Annotated in this window: 18 protein-coding genes; 4 read left to right on the forward strand and 14 right to left on the reverse strand. The window is 63.9% G+C overall.

The genetic code is table 11. The annotated features are described in order from the left end of the window. Window positions 1-78 precede the first annotated feature (78 nt). The 7 genes from V1273_RS19010 to V1273_RS19040 all read right to left on the reverse strand — a co-directional run bounded on the left by V1273_RS19010 (window position 79) and on the right by V1273_RS19040 (window position 7,737). Window positions 79-318, reverse strand: coding sequence for a twin-arginine translocase TatA/TatE family subunit (locus V1273_RS19010; protein ID WP_028345916.1), 240 nt, complete (start codon window positions 316-318; stop codon window positions 79-81). Window positions 319-486: 168 nt separating this feature from the next. Further along, entirely contained in the window at window positions 487-1,218 is a 732-nt protein-coding gene (gene scpB, locus V1273_RS19015; RefSeq protein ID WP_334410541.1) for an SMC-Scp complex subunit ScpB, read from the reverse strand. Window positions 1,219-1,236: 18 nt separating this feature from the next. Next, a complete protein-coding gene (locus V1273_RS19020) occupies window positions 1,237-2,064 on the reverse strand; it encodes a segregation and condensation protein A (protein WP_334362846.1) in 828 nt (275 codons plus the stop codon). Next, window positions 2,061-3,083 carry a beta-N-acetylhexosaminidase gene (gene nagZ / locus V1273_RS19025; RefSeq protein WP_334410542.1) on the reverse strand — a complete coding sequence of 341 codons (1,023 nt, stop codon included), beginning with the start codon at window positions 3,081-3,083 and terminating at the stop codon, window positions 2,061-2,063. Before nagZ ends, V1273_RS19020 begins: the two co-directional genes overlap by 4 nt. A gap of 47 nt (window positions 3,084-3,130) precedes the next feature. Beyond that, window positions 3,131-4,606 (reverse strand): SPOR domain-containing protein, encoded by a 1,476-nt coding sequence (locus tag V1273_RS19030; protein WP_334410543.1) that lies wholly within the window; start codon window positions 4,604-4,606, stop codon window positions 3,131-3,133. A 119-nt stretch (window positions 4,607-4,725) separates the two neighbouring features. Beyond that, window positions 4,726-6,519 (reverse strand): arginine--tRNA ligase, encoded by a 1,794-nt coding sequence (argS, locus tag V1273_RS19035; protein WP_334410544.1) that lies wholly within the window; start codon window positions 6,517-6,519, stop codon window positions 4,726-4,728. A 9-nt stretch (window positions 6,520-6,528) separates the two neighbouring features. Next, the gene (locus V1273_RS19040; protein WP_334382116.1) at window positions 6,529-7,737 is read right to left on the reverse strand and encodes a deoxyguanosinetriphosphate triphosphohydrolase; all 1,209 of its coding nucleotides are present in this window, start codon (window positions 7,735-7,737) and stop codon (window positions 6,529-6,531) included. A 104-nt stretch (window positions 7,738-7,841) separates the two neighbouring features. Between V1273_RS19040 and erpA the strand changes: the two genes are divergently transcribed. Beyond that, entirely contained in the window at window positions 7,842-8,171 is a 330-nt protein-coding gene (gene erpA, locus V1273_RS19045; RefSeq protein WP_028345909.1) for an iron-sulfur cluster insertion protein ErpA, read from the forward strand. Between the two features lie 205 nt (window positions 8,172-8,376). On the opposite strand, the gene V1273_RS19050 is transcribed toward erpA, so the two are convergent. Further along, entirely contained in the window at window positions 8,377-9,282 is a 906-nt protein-coding gene (locus V1273_RS19050) for a LysR family transcriptional regulator (protein WP_334362851.1), read from the reverse strand. 227 nt (window positions 9,283-9,509) lie between these two features. Here V1273_RS19050 and V1273_RS19055 point away from each other — a divergent pair, with 227 nt between their 5' ends. Both V1273_RS19055 and V1273_RS19060 read left to right on the forward strand, forming a co-directional pair. After that, on the forward strand, window positions 9,510-10,583 hold the full coding sequence (locus V1273_RS19055; protein ID WP_334410545.1) for a tartrate dehydrogenase: 1,074 nt from the start codon (window positions 9,510-9,512) through the stop codon (window positions 10,581-10,583). Window positions 10,584-10,661: 78 nt separating this feature from the next. After that, entirely contained in the window at window positions 10,662-11,630 is a 969-nt protein-coding gene (locus tag V1273_RS19060) for a tripartite tricarboxylate transporter substrate binding protein BugD (protein ID WP_334410547.1), read from the forward strand. 75 nt (window positions 11,631-11,705) lie between these two features. On the opposite strand, the gene V1273_RS19065 is transcribed toward V1273_RS19060, so the two are convergent. From V1273_RS19065 to V1273_RS19075, 3 genes are read right to left on the reverse strand one after another with little or no spacing between them, the layout of a single operon-like run. Continuing rightward, on the reverse strand, window positions 11,706-11,930 hold the full coding sequence (locus V1273_RS19065; RefSeq protein ID WP_334410549.1) for a GDCCVxC domain-containing (seleno)protein: 225 nt from the start codon (window positions 11,928-11,930) through the stop codon (window positions 11,706-11,708). Between the two features lie 4 nt (window positions 11,931-11,934). Beyond that, the gene (locus tag V1273_RS19070; protein ID WP_334362855.1) at window positions 11,935-12,219 is read right to left on the reverse strand and encodes a cation transporter; all 285 of its coding nucleotides are present in this window, start codon (window positions 12,217-12,219) and stop codon (window positions 11,935-11,937) included. Between the two features lie 13 nt (window positions 12,220-12,232). Then, window positions 12,233-12,619: a mercuric transporter MerT family protein gene (locus V1273_RS19075; protein ID WP_334410550.1), complete on the reverse strand. Its 387-nt coding sequence runs from the start codon at window positions 12,617-12,619 to the stop codon at window positions 12,233-12,235. A 48-nt stretch (window positions 12,620-12,667) separates the two neighbouring features. On the opposite strand from V1273_RS19075, the gene V1273_RS19080 reads away from it, so the two are divergent. Further along, window positions 12,668-13,093, forward strand: a complete 426-nt coding sequence (locus V1273_RS19080) for a MerR family transcriptional regulator (RefSeq protein ID WP_334410551.1) — start codon at window positions 12,668-12,670, stop codon at window positions 13,091-13,093. A 23-nt stretch (window positions 13,094-13,116) separates the two neighbouring features. Here V1273_RS19080 and V1273_RS19085 read toward each other — a convergent pair whose 3' ends face one another. The 3 genes from V1273_RS19085 to V1273_RS19095 are packed head-to-tail and all read right to left on the reverse strand — an operon-like array spanning window position 13,117 to window position 18,230. Continuing rightward, the gene (locus tag V1273_RS19085; RefSeq protein ID WP_334410552.1) at window positions 13,117-13,971 is read right to left on the reverse strand and encodes an amidohydrolase family protein; all 855 of its coding nucleotides are present in this window, start codon (window positions 13,969-13,971) and stop codon (window positions 13,117-13,119) included. Next, complete coding sequence (locus V1273_RS19090; RefSeq protein ID WP_334410553.1) at window positions 13,968-17,096, reverse strand: efflux RND transporter permease subunit; 3,129 nt, start codon at window positions 17,094-17,096, stop codon at window positions 13,968-13,970. Before V1273_RS19090 ends, V1273_RS19085 begins: the two co-directional genes overlap by 4 nt. A 3-nt stretch (window positions 17,097-17,099) precedes the next feature. Then, on the reverse strand, window positions 17,100-18,230 hold the full coding sequence (locus V1273_RS19095) for an efflux RND transporter periplasmic adaptor subunit (protein ID WP_334410554.1): 1,131 nt from the start codon (window positions 18,228-18,230) through the stop codon (window positions 17,100-17,102). Window positions 18,231-18,251 lie beyond the last annotated feature (21 nt).

The raw sequence follows: 18,251 nt of genomic DNA on the forward strand, positions 1-18,251 counted from the left end.
AGCAAAGATTTGGAGCCGCCCGCGTCTTTTCTCAACCGGCGTCTTTTCCCGGTGCCTGGTTCAAGATGTCTGGTTGGTTCAGACAGCCTTGCTGCCGACATCCGTCCGCGCTGTCGGCGCCGGCGTCGCATTGTGATCGATGGTCTTCACCGGTTCGGCGGGCTTTTCGGGCGCCTTCTCATCGTCCTGCATGCCCTTCTTGAAGGCCTTGATGCCATTTGCGACATCGCCCATCAGGTCAGAAATCTTGCCGCGGCCGAACAACAGCAGGACCACTGCGATCACGACGATCCAGTGCCAAATGCTAAGCGAACCCATCCTGCAACCCTCCAAAAGAGACGGCCGGCTTCCGGCCAAGCTTTCGCGGAAGGTAGGCCCGCGGGGTGTCAAAAACAAGGACCCCTGCCGCGGCAAATCGCTGTCGCGGCTACGTATTATGGCTATTATTAACCCCGCCTGAGAGGATAATCGGCGGAGCCATCGGAACTAGCTTTCGCTGCCGCCTTCAGGCTCGGCGGCCGGAGCCAGCAGCAGTTCCAAGTTGTCGCCAGCGTCCAGCGGATCCTCGTCCTCACGCAGCGCCACATCATCCGAAGGCGTCGGAACGCTGAAGCCGGAAGGCAGCCGCGAATCCAGGAGCCCCGTCCCCTTCAGCTCTTCCAGGCCCGGCAGGTCGCTCAGCGCCTCCAGGCTGAACTGCGAAAGGAACGCTTCCGTTGTGCCGAACGTCAGCGGCCGCCCCGGCGTCTTGCGGCGGCCGCGGGGCCGAATCCAGCCGGTTTCGAGCAGCACATCCAGCGTTCCCTTTGACGTGATCACGCCGCGGATCTCCTCGATCTCGGCGCGCGTCACGGGCTGGTGATAGGCTATGATCGCGAGCACCTCGATCGCCGCCCGCGACAGCCGCCGCGTCTCCGTGCTTTCGCGCGTCATCAGCCACGACAGGTCGCCCGCGGTGCGGAACGTCCATTTGTTGGCGACGCGCACCAGATTGACGCCGCGCGGCGCATACTCCGCCTGCAACTGCGCCAGCGCCGCCTTGACGTCGACGCCGTCGGGCATGCGCTTGGCAAGCGCCGCCTGATCGATCGGCTCCGCGGAGGCAAACAGCAACGCTTCGAGCAGCCGCAATTCCTCGGGCCGCACGGCCTGATCGGTATGTTGGTCGATGGGATGATCCTCGGCATCTTCCATGCGTTTTTCCGCCAGGCTTGCCATGGCTAGGTCTCCTTCCACTTACTCGACCGTCATATCCGGCGCAGGCATTGCGGCCTGCGGCGGACGCTTACGAAAATACAGCGGCGCGAACGCCTCTTTCTGGTTCAATTCCATCTCGCCTTCGCGCACCAGTTCGAGTGCCGCGGCAAAGCTCGACGCGAACACCGTCGCCCGCTGCGAGGGATCGACCACATAGCTGAGCAGGTAATCGTCGAGGCAGTTCCACTCCTCGGACTCGGCCATGCCGACCAGCCGCTCCAGCGAGGCGCGCGCTTCGGCCAGCGACCACACCGTGCGCTTGGCCAAATGCACCGTCGCCAGCACGCGCTGCTGGCGCTGCGTGGCATAGGCGGTGAGCAGGTCGAACAGCGTCGCCGTGAATTTGGGGTGCTTGATTTCGGCGATCGTTTCCGGATTGCCGCGCGGGAAGATATCGCGCTGGAACTGCGGCCGGTTCATCAACCGGTTGGCGGCTTCGCGGATGGCTTCGAGCCGGCGCAGCCGGTTGGCCAGGGCGGTGGCCATTTCCTCGGCGCTTGGCCCATCGGGCGTGGCCGGTTCGGGCAACAATAGCCGCGATTTCAGGAACGCAAGCCAGGCGGCCATCACGAGGTAATCGGCGGCGAGTTCGAGGCGGATCTTTCGCGCCGCCTCGATGAAGGTCAGATACTGGTCTGCCAGCGCCAGGATCGAAATCTTGGCGAGATCGACCTTCTGCTGCCGCGCCAGCGTGAGCAGCAAGTCGAGCGGGCCCTCATAGCCCTCGACGTCGACGACCAGCGCCGGCTCGCCTTCGGTGATTTCGGCGGGCCGTCCGGTTTCAAACGATAGAATCTCAGCCGTCATGCCGTTCCTACCCGATCCATCAACGCTTCAAGTTCAGCCCGCGCCGCCTGCCGGTCAAACGGCTCAGGCTGCTTTCGCGAGGACAGCGCCCGTGTGGCGCGGCTCAAGGCCTCGCCCGCCAGTCCCGGCGTCTCGCGCGCTACATCGCGCATTTCGTCGAGCTTGCCGTTGCAATGCAGAACTATGTCGCAGCCGGCGCTGACGATGGCGCGGGTCCGATCCGAGATCGATCCCGCCAACGCATTCATCGACACGTCATCACTCATCAACAAACCCTGGAACCCAATTACGCCGCGAATCACCTGCCGGATGATTGTCGCAGAAGTCGTCGCCGGTTGGACGGGGTCTAACGCGCTAAACACAACATGCGCGGTCATGGCCATCGGAAGGTCCGCCAGCGGCTGAAAGGCGGCGAAATCAGTCCGTTCCAGCTCTTCCCGCGCTGTATCAACGATCGGGAGCCGGAAATGGCTATCCGCATTTGCCCGGCCATGGCCGGGAACGTGCTTCAGCACAGGCAGCACGCCGCCCTGCTCCAGCCCCTCTGTGACGGCGCGGGCGATCGCTGAGACCTTGCCCGGCTCGGTTCCATAGGCCCGGTTGCCGATCACGGCGTCCGCGCCAGCCACCGGCACGTCCGCCAGCGGCAGGCAATCGACAGTGATGCCGAGGTCGATCAGGTCGACCGCGATCAGGCGCGAGCTCAAGCGCGCGGCTTGCAGGCCCAGCGTTGGCTCGATGTCGTAGAGCGCACCGAAGGTGGCGCCGGGCGGATATGTCGGCCAATGCGGCGGCCCGAGCCGGGCCACCCGCCCGCCTTCCTGGTCGATCAGGACCGGCGCATCCGCCTCGCCTACAAGACCCCGGAATTCATCAACAAGCGCAGATACTTGGTCCGGCGTCTCGACATTGCGTTTGAACAGGATCAGGCCCCATGGCCGTTCGCCACGGATGAATTCGCGCTCCGCGGCGCTCAGCTCCAGTCCCGATACGCCCGTGATGAATGCGCGGCTTGTCATGGGGGCCGATTAGGCCCCTCACGGCCCCGGGGTCAAGGAAACCGCCGTTAATTCCTTTGGACGAAGCACTGCCCGCCGGCAGATTTCAGGCTGCTGCAGACCTGTGCTGCCTCTTCGGACGAGCCGAACGGGCCGGCGAATGCGCGGTAATAGACGCCCTTCTCGCCGAGATCGACGCGTTTCACCAGCGACGAGTGCGATCCCAGCACGCTCGGGAACTTGCTCTGCAGCGCCCGGTAGGAGGCCTGCGCGTCGGCCTCGTTCTTCTGCGAGGAGACCTGGACCAGGTAGCCTCCGCCGGTCGGGGCAGCCGGCTGGGCCGGATTGGTGGCCGCCATTCGGGTTGGCGGGGCGGGATCGGCCTGCGGCGCGATTGACACCGGCGTATTGGCGCTGGCATTGGCTGAAGCCGGATTACGTGCTGGCGGTGTTACGGGAGCCGCAGCCGGGGCAGCCGCGCTTCGCGTCGTCGGTGCCGGCCTCGGCGGCGGCGCGCTGGCCCCTGCCGGAATGCCGCCATTGTCAGCGGGGTCGCCCTTGACGGCGAGCGTCCTGATCCTGCGCGGCTCGTTGTTTGGCATCGTACCGTTCACGCCGGTCTGCGGCGGCGGGCCGGACGGCGAAACGCTCGCGACCGGCGGCGGATTGCTATTCGGATTCAGCGGCGGAAACACCACGCGCGGCGCGCCGGACCTTGCATTGACGTCGACCGGCGTCTCTTCGCGCGACACCAGCTTCTCGCCGCCATCGCCCGGCAGCATGCGGTCAGGGGCCTTGGCGGCGCCCACGTCGGACGGTGCCGGCATTACCTTGGTCGGGCTATTGTCGGCCCTGATGATCGGCGGCTCGCCCGAGCGGGGCGAACCGATGTAAGTGCGATAGCCAAAGGCAGCGCCCGTCCCGACCACAGCCAACGCCAGCACCGCAGCGACCGTCATCAGGCCGCTCGAGCGCTTCTTCGGAGCGGGCTCCTCCTCCTCATATTCGCCCTGATACGCATAGGGATCGTCCGGATAGGCCGGATCGCGCTGATAGTCGTGCTCGCCATTTTCGAGCCGTCCATACAGCGCTTCGTCGTAGCGCGACGGGTCCTGCTGCGGCTCGTCGGCATCTTGCTGCGGAGCCTCGTAATAGTCCTGCGAGTCCTGCGCGGGCGCCTGATGCTGGGCCGCGTAGCGGTGCAAGGGATGCACCGGCGCCGGCTGGTAATCCGGCTCGTCGTCGTAAGCCTGATCCTGCGGCAAAGGCGATGGAAGTGGCGGCGGCGGGGTTTCCTGGCGCGTTTCCTGGCGCGCGCGCTGCATCCATGCCGGCGGGGCTGGAGGCGCGTCGAGATCTTCCGGTGGATCATACCGCTGTGGACGCACATTCGCCCGCGACTGCAGCGGATGCGGTGCCGGTTTGGCGGCAGCCCCGTACGGGTCGTTCTGCCCGATCAGCCTTGCGAGCTCGGCAAGCGGATCGCTCTCGCCGCGATCTTGGTCGGCGGAGGGAAAATGTCGGTCCTGATATCGATCAGCCATCGTGATGATGCATCCCCTACGGGACAGCGCCAACCCGCCATGTCAAACAAACCATGACGAGCGTGGCCCCTGCCAGATACCCCCACGAACCCCCATTCGTGAAGGGCCTTCGCCCCTGCCTACCGCATCTCGGTCGGAGCGTGGACGCCGAGAACGGCTAAGCCCGATGCCAGAACCGAGACGACGCCCTGGACCATAGCCAGTCGCGCCCTCGTGATCTCTGCATCATTAGTTATAATGAAGCGTAAATAGGGCAAATCCCGCCCCTTCGTCCACAACGCGTGAAATTCACTGGCTAAATCATATAGATAAAAAGCGATTCGGTGCGGTTCATGTGCGACCGCCGCCGCCTCGATTATCCGGGGATAGAGCGCCAGCCGCTTCAAAAGGTCAAGTTCGGCCGGATCCGTCAGCCGCTCCACCGGGGAATCCCCCAAATAGGCCGTCCGGGCCGCGTCATCCTCGGGGAGGTCTGGAACCACCTCGCGGGCATTCTTGAAAATTGAGTGGCCGCGGGCGTGCCCGTACTGGACGTAGAAAACCGGATTGTCCTTCGATTGCTCGAGCACCTTGGCGAGATCGAAATCGAGCACGGCATCGTTCTTGCGGAACAGCATCATGAACCGCACCGCATCGGACCCGACTTCGTCGACCACTTCGCGCAGCGTGACGAAATCGCCGGAGCGCTTCGACATCCGCACCGGCTCGCCGGCGCGCAGCAGGCGAACGAGCTGCACCACCTTGACGTCGAGCGCCGCCTTGCCGCCGCTGACGCCCTTCACCGCCGCCTGCATGCGCTTGATGTAACCGCCATGGTCGGCGCCGAACACGTCGATCATGTCGAAGAAGCCGCGATCGACCTTGTTCTTGTGATAGGCGATGTCGGAAGCGAAGTAGGTGTAAGAGCCATCCGACTTGATTAACGGACGATCGACATCGTCGCCGTAGGCGGTGGCGCGGAACAGCGTCTGGATCCGGTCCTCGTAATCCTCGACCGGCTTGCCCTTCGGCGGCGGCAGGCGGCCCTCGTAGATATCGCCCTTGGCGCGCAGGAAATCGATGGTCTCGGTAACCTTGTTGTTGCCGGTCTCGATCAGCGACCGCTCCGAGAAGAACACCTCGTGCCTGATATTGAGCGCGGCGAGATCGCCCTTGATCATGTCCATCATCATGGCGATCGCCTTGGCGCGCACGATCGGCAGCCAGGCAGCTTCAGCCATCGCCTTCAGCCTGTCTCCGTGCTCGGCCGCAAGCGCCTGCCCGACCGGCACGAGATAGTCGCCGGGGTAAAGCCCTTCCGGGATCTCGCCGATGACTTCGCCGAGCGCTTCCAGATAGCGCAGGTAGGCCGAGCGCGCGAGCACGTCGACCTGCGCGCCGGCGTCATTGATGTAATATTCGCGGGTGACGTCGTAGCCTGCAAAATCCAGCAGGCCGCACAGCGCGTCGCCGAACACCGCGCCGCGGCAATGGCCGACATGCATCGGCCCGGTCGGGTTGGCCGAGACATATTCGACGTTGACCTTGGCGCCGGCGCCGACTGCGCTTTTGCCATAGGCCGCGCCTTCGCGCAGCATGGTGCGCAATTCGTCGGCCCAGACCTGGGGCTTCAAGGTGAGATTGATGAAGCCGGGCCCAGCGACCTCGACGGCGGCAACCAGATCGTCGGCGCGCAATTTTTCCGCGATCTTGTCGGCGAGTTCGCGCGGCTTTGCCTTGGCGTCCTTGGCCAGCACCATCGCGGCGTTGGTCGCCATGTCGCCATGGCTCGCGTCGCGCGGCGGTTCGACCACGACGCGGGAGAAATCGATGCCGGCGGGCCATTGGCCCTCGGCTGCGAGCGCGGCGCAGATCGCCTGCACGCGCGCCAGCGCGTCGGCGAACAGATGCTGTGTGGCTGGCTGATCGGACATGCCCGCCGCCTAACGCAAATCCGGGGTCGAGTCAAAAAGCCGCTGGTGCTCCATCAGGGCGTAGCGGTCGGTCATCCCGGCGATGAAATTGCCAATCCGGCGCGCCCGCTCGCCATCCGTGACGCGCTCGGTACCCTCCACCCATTCGGCCGGCAGGTCCCCCGGCGAATTCTGGTAGCGCGCGAACAGGTCGAACAGGATGCCTTCCGCCTCGCCCATCACCCGCATCACCCGATTGTGGCGGTACATGCGCTGCTTCAGGAACGCCTTGATGGCGGCCTCCTCCTCGGCGACGTCAGGCGGAAAGGCGATCAGCGGCTGGTGATGGTGGCGGACGTCATGAGCCGATTGCGGTTTCGCTTCTGCCAAGCGCCTGCCCGCCTCCGACATGACCGCCATGATCATGTAGGAAATTAGCTCGCGTACCAGTTCCGCGCCGCGCCTGGCGTCGTCAAGGTTGGGATAATGCCGGTCGATTTCGGCGATGATCGCCTCAGTCAGCGGCATCACCTTGAGATCGTCGACAGCAAACAGTCCGGCGCGCAGGCCGTCGTCGATATCGTGGGCATCATAGGCGATGTCGTCGGCAAACGCTGCGGCCTGCGCCTCCAGCGAGGCGTAGCTCCACAGCTCGAGATCGAATTTTTGATCGAAGTCGGAAATGCCGATCGGGATGCCGCGGTCGCGGTAAGGCCCGGCCGGGGCCCCGTCTCGCTCGGTCAGCGGGCCGTTGTGCTTGACGATGCCCTCCAGCGATTCCCAGGTCAGGTTCAGCCCGTCGAACTCAGGATAGCGATGCTCCAGCGAGGTCACGACCCGCAGCGCCTGCGCGTTGTGGTCGAAGCCGCCGTGATCCCTGAGGCATTTGTCGAGCGCCCGCTCGCCAGCATGGCCGAACGGGGGATGGCCGAGGTCATGGGCCAGCGCCAGCGTTTCGGTAAGATCCTCGTCGAGGCCGAGCTGGCGGGCCAGCGCGCGGGCGATCTGCGCCACTTCCAGCGAATGGGTCAGCCGGGTGCGGTAGTGGTCGCCCTCGTGGAACACGAAAACTTGTGTCTTGTGCTTCAGCCGGCGGAACGCGGTGGAATGGATCACCCGGTCGCAATCGCGCCGGAACGGGCTGCGGGTCCGGCTCGGCGGCTCCGGAAACAGCCGGCCGCGGCTCCGGTCAGGGTCGCAGCCATAAAGCGCGCGGGGGGCAGCCATTCCGACCGACACGGTTTTTTAGTCCTTATCCATTTGATTCCGCGAGATTGCGCACTTAACTATGTCTAACGCGCCATACCAAATGAATTGGGTATGACGGGGCCGGAGACCATGCAATGACCACTGCCATCACCGTCAGCGAGCGGGCCGCCCGCCGCATCGGGGAAATCCTCAGGAATGAAGGCGACGGCGCCATGCTGCGCATCTCCGTCGAGGGCGGCGGCTGCTCTGGCTTCCAGTACAAGTTCGACGTCGACCGCGCCAAGGCCGAGGACGACCTCGTGATCGCGCGTGAGGGCGCGGTGGTGCTGGTCGATCCAGCCTCGGTGCCGTTCCTCGCCGGATCCGAAGTCGATTTCGTCGACGACCTGATCGGCGCGTCGTTCCGCGTGGTCAATCCGAATGCCACGGCGTCGTGCGGCTGCGGGACGAGCTTTTCGGTTTGAGAAGGGACGCGAAGGCGTCTCCACTTGTCGTCCCTGCGAACGCAGGGACCCATAACCACCGCCGCCAATCGTTGAAGCACAGCCGGCGACCACCCTCCCCGGATAATATCCGCCGCGGCGTATGGGTCCCGGATCGCGCTCGCTACGCTCGGGACGACGGGTGGTGTAGATCGTCGCTCTACCCATCCTACAACAAACAAGCGCTCTACGCCTCGCGCGCGTAGCGCGGCAAATCGGCTTTTAGCATTTCGAGAACGTCATCCCTGACCGGATCGCGCGTGCCCCGCGTCCAGGCAGCCGCTAGCGGCAGCTTGTTCATGTCGGAGGCGGCAAGGCGGATGAAGCGGACGCCGCGCGTCGCCATGCGCGATGTCCAGCGCGGGACGATTGCGACGCCAAGGCCGGTGGAAACCAGGTTGACGATGGTCTGCTTCTCGTCAGCGATTTGCGACACGCGCGCCTCACAGCCCGCCTCGGCGAACAGTTTCATGGTGAGGTCGTGGCTGTGCGGACGCGAGCGTCGTTCGGGCACGATCAACGGCTCGCGCTCGAGATCGGCGATGGTCACGCGCTTGCGCTGTGACAGCGGATGCCGATCGGCGACCGCGACGACGGCCGTCTCGTGCAGCAGAAACAGAAACTCCAGACGCTTGTCGGGCCGCTCCGGCGGGCGCACGAAGGCGAGATCGAGCCGGCCGGACAACAGCCGCGGCAGCAGGCGCACGGTCTTGTCCTCGACCAGTTGCACGGTGACGTCAGGCCGCCGCCCGCGGAAATCGTGCAACAGCCGCGGCAACAGCCCGGCGGCGGCGCTGTCGATGGCGCCGACGCGAATGATCGCGGCGCGCTTGCGGCCGCCGGTGCGAAACCGCCCTGCAAGCGCATCGGCCTGCGTCAACAGCGCCCGCGCCTCCTTGAGCAGTTCGGCGCCATCATCTGTCAGCGCGACGCTTCGCGTCGTGCGCGTCATCAGCCGCGTGCCGAGATCCTCTTCAAGCAGGCGGATGAAACGGCCGAGCGCCGACGGCAGCATGTCGAGCCGCTGCGCTGCCCGGCCAAAATGCAGTTCCTCGGCGGCAGCCACGAAGCAACGCAAGTGATGAAGGTCCATCGCTCCTCCCCACCAGGATTATATCAATTTTTTGTATAAACGCGAGCCGGTTGTCCATCGGCGGCGGCCGCCACAGGATGCTCCGAGCAAGGCCCGCAGGGTGCCCCTGTCATTGCGAGCGCAGCGAAGCAATCCATAGCTCCGCACGTGGAGCGATGGCTTGCTTCGTCGCTTCGCTCCTCGCAATGACTGGTCTACGAGCGGAGATCGTTTCCAAGGAGAGTTCGATGCGTGAATATTCAATCGCCGCCATTCCGGCCGATGGCATCGGCCCGGAAGTTATCGCCGCCGGCGTCACTGCGCTCGAAAACCTCGCGAGGCGGCTCGGCGACGTGAAATTCAACGTCGAAACCTTCGATTGGGGCTCGGCCTATTATCGCCAGCACGGCGTGATGATGCCGGCCGACGGCCTCGCTACGCTGAAAAAATTCGACGCGATCTATTTCGGCGCGGTCGGCGCGCCCGACGTGCCCGATCACATCACGCTGTGGGGCCTGCGCCTGCCGATCTGCCAGGGCTTTGACCAATACGCCAACGTGCGGCCGACCCGGATCCTGCCCGGCATCACCTCGCCGCTTCGCCATGCCGAGGCGGGCGACCTAGACTGGGTGATCGTGCGTGAAAACTCCGAAGGCGAATATGCCGGCTGCGGCGGACGGGTGCATCGCGGCCTGCCGGAAGAAGTCGGCACGGAAGTCGCCGTCTTCACCCGCGTCGGGGTCCAGCGCATCATGCGCTACGCATTCCGCCTGGCGCAATCGCGGCCGCGAAAACTGCTCACGGTTGTGACAAAATCGAATGCGCAGCGGCATGGCATGGTGATGTGGGACGAGATCGCCGAGCAGGTCTCGAAAGAGTTTCCTGACGTCATCTGGGACAAGATGCTGGTCGATGCGATGACGGTGCGGATGACGCTGAAGCCGCAGAGCCTTGACACCATCGTCGCGACCAACCTTCACGCCGATATCCTGTCCGATCTCGCCGGTGCGCTCGCCGGCAGCCTCGGCGTAGCGCCGACGGCGAACATCGATCCGGAGCGGCGCTTTCCCTCAATGTTCGAACCGATCCACGGCTCGGCGTTCGACATCACCGGAAAGGGCATTGCCAACCCGGTTGCGAGTTTCTGGACGGCATCGCAGATGCTCGACCATCTCGGCGAGGCCGAAGCCTCGGCGCGGCTGATGCGTGCCGTGGAAAAGGTCACGGGCGCCGGCATCACGACGCCCGATGTCGGCGGCACAGCGACGACCAAGGATGTCACCGCGGCCGTTGTGGAGGCGATCCATAGCTCCAATGTGTGAGGCCCGCACGGCAAACCGGTCGTGCGGCAAGAGGCCTGCGTTCAAAGCCAAACAAAACAAATTCTCCGGGAGGCACGTATGAGGAAAACAGCCGTCATCACCGCAGCGCTTACGATGCTCAGTTCGACCGCTTTGGCGCAGAACTATCCCAACAGGCCTATTACGTTGCTGGTCCCGTTCGCCGCCGGCGGCGCCACCGACACGGTCGCGCGGGTGACGGCGCAATCGATGTCAAAACTCCTGGGCCAGACCATCGTCATCGAGAACGCGACCGGCGCCGGCGGCACCATCGCGGCCACGCGCGCCTCACGCGCGGAGGCGGACGGCTACACGCTCCTGATCCACCATATCGGCATCTCCACAGCCGCCACGCTGTATCGCAAGCTGCCTTACGACACCAAGACGGCATTCGCGCCGATCGGCCTTGTCACCAATGCGCCGATGACGATCATCGGCCGGCCCGATTTGCCGCCGAACACACTCGCCGAACTCGTTACCTACATCAAGGCCAACGGCGACAAGATGACGTTCGGCAATGCCGGCCTCGGCGCCGCGTCGCACCTCTGCGGCATGCTGTTCATGACTGCGGTCGGCAAGGAAATCCTGACCGTGCCCTACAAGGGCAATGCGCCCGTCATGAACGATCTGATCGCCAAGCAGATCGACCTCTCCTGCGACCAGACCACCAACACCACGAGCCCGATCGCGTCGAAGATGGTCAAGGCTTACGCCATCACGACGAAGACACGGCTCGCGTCCATGCCCGATCTGCCTGCCGCCGACGAAGCGGGCCTGAAAGGCTTTGAAGTCGGCGCATGGCACGGCATCTACGCGCCGAAGGGTACGCCCGACGAGATCGTCCAAAAACTCTCCAAGACGCTGCAAGAGGCGTTGCGCGATCCGGATTTGGTGAAGCGGTTCAACGACATCAACACGGAACCTGTCCCGCAAAGCGAAGCGACGCCTGAGGCGCTGAAGACAAAACTGATCAGCGAGGTCGATCGCTGGGCGCCGATCATCAAGGCGGCGGGGCAGTTCGCGGATTGAGGAAAAGCTGTCAGATCGCGCGCCCGCCGCCGCGCGGGCCGCGCGTGATGTCAGTCGTTGATGTGTTATCAGCAACTACGAGCAACACGCCGCGCCGTCCGACTCGCCGATTCGCTGGGCCTGAACAGGTGGACACGGTATCGACCCGTAGGAACAGAACACGCAACAATCGCCCGCTTTCGGCTTCAGCTTCGTGCCGCAGCCCGTGCATTCATAGAAAAACTGACAGGCATCGGTGGGCATCCTCTCCATTTTTGAAACGGCGCAGTGCGGACATGTGATCGTCGATTCCAGCATCATGGCATCAGCTCTTCGGCGCTGACGGATAGCCGGCGTTGGTCGTCGCCGACATCAACCGGCTCACATCGGTTTTGGCATCGTCATAGACGATCGTTGCCGTCTTGTCCCTGAAGGACACGGCAACCTTGGCGACGCCGGGAACGGCTTGCAAGCTGCTCTTGACGATGGAAGGGCATGACGCGCAGTCCATGTTGACCACGGCCAGGGTGATCGTTCTGTCTTCGGCCAATGCTGCTGGCGAAGCGATGATGCCGATTGCAAATGCTGTGCGGGCGAAAACCTTATGCATGGCAGTTCTCCGGTCACGAATTGAGAAACAGTCGCGCGATGAGGTCGAGGCCAATCGCGGCGGCGACGAGGATCGTCGCCAGGATAAGCGTCGTTTTGACGATGCGATCCGAAACCGGGCGCGCGCACGCTTCCAAATCGGCGCAGGCGCGCGTTGAAGATCGGTAAACCAGCCAATAGCCGTATCCGAGGAGCATGAGCGTCGCAGCGATGAAGAAAGGCTGATAGGGGGCGATCCGGGTGAAATTCCCAATCCATGCACCGCTGACGCCAAGACCGAACAGGACCAGCGGCAGGATACAGCAGGAGGACGCCGCCAGCGCCCCAAGCAGGCCGCCCGCGGCAACCAGACTTTGCCGCCGTCGGCGATCGTCAAAGTGATCAACTTCGTTGAATTTCATGGGCTAAAGCGTGCATCCTGTAGTCACTACAGGATCAAGGACAATATCATGCTCACCATCACGACTTCGCGAGCCGAAACTCTTTCGATCGGCGAGCTGTCCCGGCTTAGCGGCGTGAACATTGAGACCATCCGCTACTACGAGCGGATCAAGATGCTGCCGACACCACCCCGAACGACGAGCGGCCGGCGGGTTTACGGACCAGCCGAAAAACGGGCATTGGGTTTCATCCGTCGTTCTCGCGAACTCGGGTTCACGCTAGAGGAGATCCGGGCCTTGCTCGCCCTGGGCGGTCCAGCGCGGGCCTCCTGTGCCGACGTACACAAGATCGCAAGCACTCATCTGAACAACGTTCGCAGCAAACTTGCGGACCTCGTTAAGCTCGAGTCCGTTTTGGCGGAAACAATTGCGCAATGCAGTGACGGAACGAGTCCCGATTGCCCGGTGATCGATATTCTGGATGCAGACAGGTAAGGCAACGTAACTCTTTAACGTCCTCACCGCTCCGAGCCGAATAACGCCCGCGCATTCCCATTGGCAATTTGCGCCGCGATCTTCGGCGGCAACTGCGCAAGCCACGCCCGATATCCGGCGATGATCTCGCCGTAGCTCTCCCAGCGCTCGTTGATCCAGGTGTCGGAGCCGAGCAGAAAGCGGTCCGGGAAGCGCTCGAACAGCGCGCGCCATTCCGCCGTCAGCTTGCCGCTGCCGTTGGTGATGCCGCCGCGGTAGGACAACTCGCCCCACAGCTTCGGATATTTCGACAGCATCTCCGCGACGCGGTCGGTCGAGAGACCGAAACCGGTATGGGCCCAGATGATGCGGGCGCGCGGATTGTGGCGCATCAGGATTTCGACGGCCACGTCATCGGCGTGGGCGTGCAGATAGAGGTCGTGCTCGACCGCGAAATCGACGGTCTTCTTCACCCACTCGGTATCGGCCGCCTTGCCCGAAATGTGGAACTCGCCGATGCCGCGGTAATAGCCGAGTTTGAACTCGTCCTGCACGAGGTCGAAGATGAAGGGGTCGCCGAACCAGGTCTGAATGTCGGCGCGCACCCGATAGGGCCGGATGAACGGCACGATCCAAAGACCCTGCGGCTTGGCATCCATGAGCGCATGCGTGCCGGCGTTCGGACGGCTGGTCGCGAGGATGCCGGTGACGCGGTGCCTTTTGAACAGCGCCAGCACCTCGTCGACGCCAAAATGCGGTTTTGGCTCCCAATTGTAGTGCAGATGGGCGTCGAAGATTTCGATCGGCTCGTCGGCGTTGGCGCAATCGATCGTGCCCGCCGCCCATGCGAGCGCGACCAGCAAGGCGATGAATCGCGATGCCCGCCCGAACGTCGTCATTCGGCGGCGACCACGTGCGGCCGCTCGCCCTCGCCCGCTTCCTGCAGTTGCGGTTCGAGCTTGCGCCGCAGGCGGCGATCGATGCGGTCGAGATAAATGTAGATCACGGGCGTGATGTACAGCGTCAGCAGTTGCGACAGGCAGAGTCCGCCGACCACGGCGACGCCGAGCGGCTGGCGCAGCTCGGCGCCGGCACCGGCGCCAAGCGCGATCGGCAGCGTGCCGAAGATCGCGGCGAACGTCGTCATCATAATCGGACGGAAACGCAAGAGCGCCGCTTCCCGGATCGCGTGCTCGGCGCTTAAGCCGACGCGGCGACGCTCCAGCGCGAAGTCGACCATCATGATGGCGTTCTTCTTGACGATGCCGACCAGCATCACGATGCCGATCATCGCAATCACGGACATTTCCATCCCGAACATCATCAGGGTCAGGATCGCGCCGATACCGGCCGACGGCAGGCCGGAGATGATGGTGATCGGATGGATGAAGCTCTCGTAGAGAATGCCGAGGATGACGAAGGCGGCGAACACTGCGGCGAGGATCAGGACGCCCTGCCCGCGCAGCGAATCCTGGAACACCTGCGCGGTGCCTGAGAATCCGGTGGCGATCGTCGCCGGCAGATTCGAAGCCTGCTCCAGCTTGGTAATCTCGTCGACCGCGTAGCCCAGCGAATAGCCCGGCGCGAGGTTGAAGGAGATCGTCACCGCCGGCTGCTGCGCCTGGTGGTTGATCTGCAGCGGACCGACGGTCGGAACCAGTTTTGCCACCGCCGACAGCGGGATGGTCTGGTTGTTCTGGGTCTTCATGTAGAGCTTGGAGAGATCGGACGGATCGATCCTGAACTGCGGCTGCACCTCCAGGATGATCTGGTAGTCGTTCGACGGCATGTAGATGGTGCCGATCTGACGCGAGCCATAGGCGTTGTAGAGCTGGTTGCGAACCTGATCGACGGTGACGCCGTAGACGGCAGCCTTTTCGCGGTCGATATCGACCGTCATCTGCGGGTTCTTGATGTAGAGGTCGGTGGTGACGTCGAGCAGGCCCGGCAGCTTCTCGATCTTCTCGCGCATTTCCGGCGCAAGCCGGTACAGCGAGTCGGTGTCGCCGCTCTGCATCACATACTGATACTGGCTCTTCGAGATCCGGCCGCCGATGTTGAGGTTCTGGATCGGCTGGAAGAACGCCTGCATGCCCGGAACCTGCCGCGCCTTGCCGCGCAGCCGCCCGATGATCGTGTTGAGGTTGTCGCGCTCCTTTTTCGGCTTCAGGGCGATGAACAGGCGTCCATAATTCGCCGTCGGATTGGGGCCGCCCGAGCCGACGGTGGAGTTGATGTAGTCGATCGCCGGATCGGATCTCAGCACGTCGACCAGCGCCTGCTGCCGCTCCTTCATCGCATCGAAGGAAGTATCGGTGGCGGCTTCGGTCACGCCGATCAGGAAGCCGGTGTCCTCCTGCGGGAAGAAGCCCTTGGGCACGATCATGTAGAGGTAGACGGTGCCGCCAAGCGTCGCCAGCGTCACCATCAGCATCATGAATTTGCGGGCCAGCACCCAGTCGAGCGTCCATTCATAGGCGCGCAGCCAGGATTCGAACATCCTCTCGAAGATGCGAAGCACGATGTTCGGCCGCTTGGTCGCGTCATGCGCCCGCAGCACGCGCGCGCACAGCATCGGGGTCAGCGTCAGCGACACGAATCCGGACACCAGGATGGCGACCGATACCGTCACCGCAAATTCGCGGAACACGCGGCCGACGATGCCGCCCATCAGGAGCACCGGAATGAACACCGCGATCAGCGAAAAGGTGATCGAAATGATGGTAAAGCCGATCTCGCGGGCGCCCTTCAGCGCCGCCTCGAACGGCCGCATGCCGTGCTCGATGTGGCGGACGATGTTTTCCAGCATGACGATGGCGTCGTCGACCACGAAGCCGACCGACAGCGTCATCGCCAGCAGCGTCATGTTGTTGATGGAATAGTCGAGCGCGTACATCACCGCGCAGGTGCCGAACAGCGAAATCGGCACCGCCAGCGCCGGAATGAAGGTCGCGGACGCCGAGCGCAGGAACAGGAAGATCACCAGGATCACCAGCCCGATCGCGATCAAAAGCGTTTCCTCGACGTCGGCCACCGCCTGGCGGATCGAGATCGAACGGTCCATCAGCACGTTGATCGAGACCGATGGCGGAATCTGCGCCCGCAGCACCGGCAGTTTGGCCAGGATGGAGTCGACCACCGCCACCGTGTTGGCGTCCGGCTGCTTCTGGATGCCGAGCACGATGGAACGGTCGCCGTTCAGCCAGCTCGCGATCCGCTCGTTCTCGACGCTGTCGTAGATCCGCGCCACCTCGTCGAGCTTGACCGGGGAGCCGTTGCGCCAGGCCACCACGATCTGGCGATAGTCCATCGCCTTATCCATCTGGCCCGAGGCCTGCAGGGCTACGTCCTGCTTCGGTCCGTTCAGCGTACCGACCGGGGTCGAGGAATTGGCGGCCGAAACTGCATTGCGAATGTCCTCGAGCGACAGCCCGCGCGCCGCGGCGGCCTCCGGATCGGCCTGAACGCGGATGGCGAATTTCTGGGCACCGTAGACGCTGACCTGGGCGACGCCTGGAATCTGCGACAGGGTTTGGCCGATCGTGATCTCGCCATACTCGTTGACCGCCGACAGCGGCAGCGTCGACGAGCCGAGCACCACGAACAGCACCGGGAAATCGGCCGGATTCACTTTGCGGAAACTCGGCGGAATGATCATCTCGCGCGGCAACCGGCGCTGCGCGATCGTCAGCGCGGTCTGTACGTCCAGCGCGGCGGCATCAATGTTGCGGTTGAGGTCGAACTGGATGGTGATGGTGCTGGTGCCCTGCGACGAGTTCGACGACATCGACGAGATGCCGGCGATCGTCGAGAGCTGGCGCTCGATGACGCCCGCAACCGAGGACGCCATGGTGTCCGCGCTCGCGCCCGGCAGGGTTGCGGTCACGGCGATAGTCGGGAAGTCGACCCGCGGCAGCGCCGAGACCGGCAATAAGCGAAAGCCGAAGATCCCGAACGCGATGATCGACGCCGTGATCAGCGTCGTCATGACCGGCCGGCGGATGCAGAGTTCGGACAGGGTCATCGGCTACGCCCCGGCCTTTTTGGCCCGCGGCTCGACCCGCGTTCCGTCAGACAGCAATAATTGCCCGTCGACCACCACGTTCTCGTCGCCGGCGAGCCCCTCCGAAATCACCGACGAGCCCTGCGACGTCCGGTCGACCGTGACCGGTTGGACCTTGGCGACCCCGTCCTTGACCACAAAGACGAAATTGCCGCTCTGGCTGCGCTGCACGGCGACCGTCGGCACCACGATTGCGTCTTCGCTGCGAATGACGAGCTTGGTGGCGACCAGCGTGCCCGGCCACAACGTCTCATTCTCATTGGCCATAATGCCGCGCACGGTGACCATACCGGTGGTCGCGTCCACGGTGTTTTCGACCATCGCGACCTTGCCGGTCTCTGAACGCCGATGGCCCGGGATCATCGCGGTGACGGTGGAGATCCCTTTCGCCATCGATTCCCGCAGATCGACCAGCACGCGCTGCGGTACCGCGAATGTCACATAGACCGGCGCCATCTGGTTGATGACCGCAAGCGGGGTGGTATCGGCGGGACGCACGAAATTGCCGACCTTCACGTTGGCCGCGCTGATCCGGCCCGAGAAAGGCGCGCGGATCATGGTGTAGCTTTTCTGGACCTTCAGGTTGTCCAGCGCAGCCTGATTGGCCTTGATGGTACCGGTCAGGATATCGGACTGTGTCCTGGCGTTGTCGACGTTGACCTGCGTGGTCGCGCCCTTGGCGACCAGATCGTTGAAGCGGCGGAGGTCACGCTGCGCGCCCTCGAGCTGCGCCTGGTCCCTGGCGAGCACGCCCTCGGCCTGTTCGATCTGGGCGTCGATCTGGCGGCTATCGAGCGTGAACAGCAAGTCGCCCTGGTTGACCTTGGCGCCATCCTCGAAATGCACCGCGACGATGGTGGTTTCCAGCCGCGATTTCAGCGCGACGCTGGAGATCGGCGTCACCGTCCCATTGGCGTCGACATCGACCGGGACGGATTTGCGCTCCGCCTTCGCCATTTCGACCGAAACCGTCCGCGGCCGCTGCGGGGCTTGAGCGCTGCTGCTGCCGCCCATCCATGAGGAGCGGGTAATGAAGCCGGCCGCGGTAGCAATGGCAATGGCGCCGGTAACAAGTATCAAGGTACGCTTTTTCATATTTTTCACGCTCGCCGGTCC

This window comes from Bradyrhizobium sp. AZCC 1721 (assembly GCF_036924715.1).
GTDB lineage: Bacteria > Pseudomonadota > Alphaproteobacteria > Rhizobiales > Xanthobacteraceae > Bradyrhizobium.

Excerpts from the sequence above, each read along its gene's own strand:
- V1273_RS19075 (WP_334410550.1), bottom strand. The coding sequence starts at position 12,619 with ATGAAATTCAACGAAGTTGATCACTTTGACGATCGCCGACGGCGGCAA.
- V1273_RS19030 (WP_334410543.1), bottom strand. The coding sequence starts at position 4,606 with ATGGCTGATCGATATCAGGACCGACATTTTCCCTCCGCCGACCAAGAT.
- V1273_RS19020 (WP_334362846.1), bottom strand. The coding sequence starts at position 2,064 with ATGACGGCTGAGATTCTATCGTTTGAAACCGGACGGCCCGCCGAAATC.
- V1273_RS19085 (WP_334410552.1), bottom strand. The coding sequence starts at position 13,971 with ATGACGACGTTCGGGCGGGCATCGCGATTCATCGCCTTGCTGGTCGCG.
- scpB (WP_334410541.1), bottom strand. The coding sequence starts at position 1,218 with ATGGCAAGCCTGGCGGAAAAACGCATGGAAGATGCCGAGGATCATCCC.
- V1273_RS19080 (WP_334410551.1), top strand. The coding sequence starts at position 12,668 with ATGCTCACCATCACGACTTCGCGAGCCGAAACTCTTTCGATCGGCGAG.
- V1273_RS19095 (WP_334410554.1), bottom strand. The coding sequence starts at position 18,230 with ATGAAAAAGCGTACCTTGATACTTGTTACCGGCGCCATTGCCATTGCT.
- V1273_RS19060 (WP_334410547.1), top strand. The coding sequence starts at position 10,662 with ATGAGGAAAACAGCCGTCATCACCGCAGCGCTTACGATGCTCAGTTCG.
- V1273_RS19050 (WP_334362851.1), bottom strand. The coding sequence starts at position 9,282 with ATGGACCTTCATCACTTGCGTTGCTTCGTGGCTGCCGCCGAGGAACTG.
- erpA (WP_028345909.1), top strand. The coding sequence starts at position 7,842 with ATGACCACTGCCATCACCGTCAGCGAGCGGGCCGCCCGCCGCATCGGG.
- V1273_RS19090 (WP_334410553.1), bottom strand. The coding sequence starts at position 17,096 with ATGACCCTGTCCGAACTCTGCATCCGCCGGCCGGTCATGACGACGCTG.
- V1273_RS19055 (WP_334410545.1), top strand. The coding sequence starts at position 9,510 with ATGCGTGAATATTCAATCGCCGCCATTCCGGCCGATGGCATCGGCCCG.
- V1273_RS19010 (WP_028345916.1), bottom strand. The coding sequence starts at position 318 with ATGGGTTCGCTTAGCATTTGGCACTGGATCGTCGTGATCGCAGTGGTC.
- V1273_RS19070 (WP_334362855.1), bottom strand. The coding sequence starts at position 12,219 with ATGCATAAGGTTTTCGCCCGCACAGCATTTGCAATCGGCATCATCGCT.
- argS (WP_334410544.1), bottom strand. The coding sequence starts at position 6,519 with ATGTCCGATCAGCCAGCCACACAGCATCTGTTCGCCGACGCGCTGGCG.
- nagZ (WP_334410542.1), bottom strand. The coding sequence starts at position 3,083 with ATGACAAGCCGCGCATTCATCACGGGCGTATCGGGACTGGAGCTGAGC.
- V1273_RS19065 (WP_334410549.1), bottom strand. The coding sequence starts at position 11,930 with ATGATGCTGGAATCGACGATCACATGTCCGCACTGCGCCGTTTCAAAA.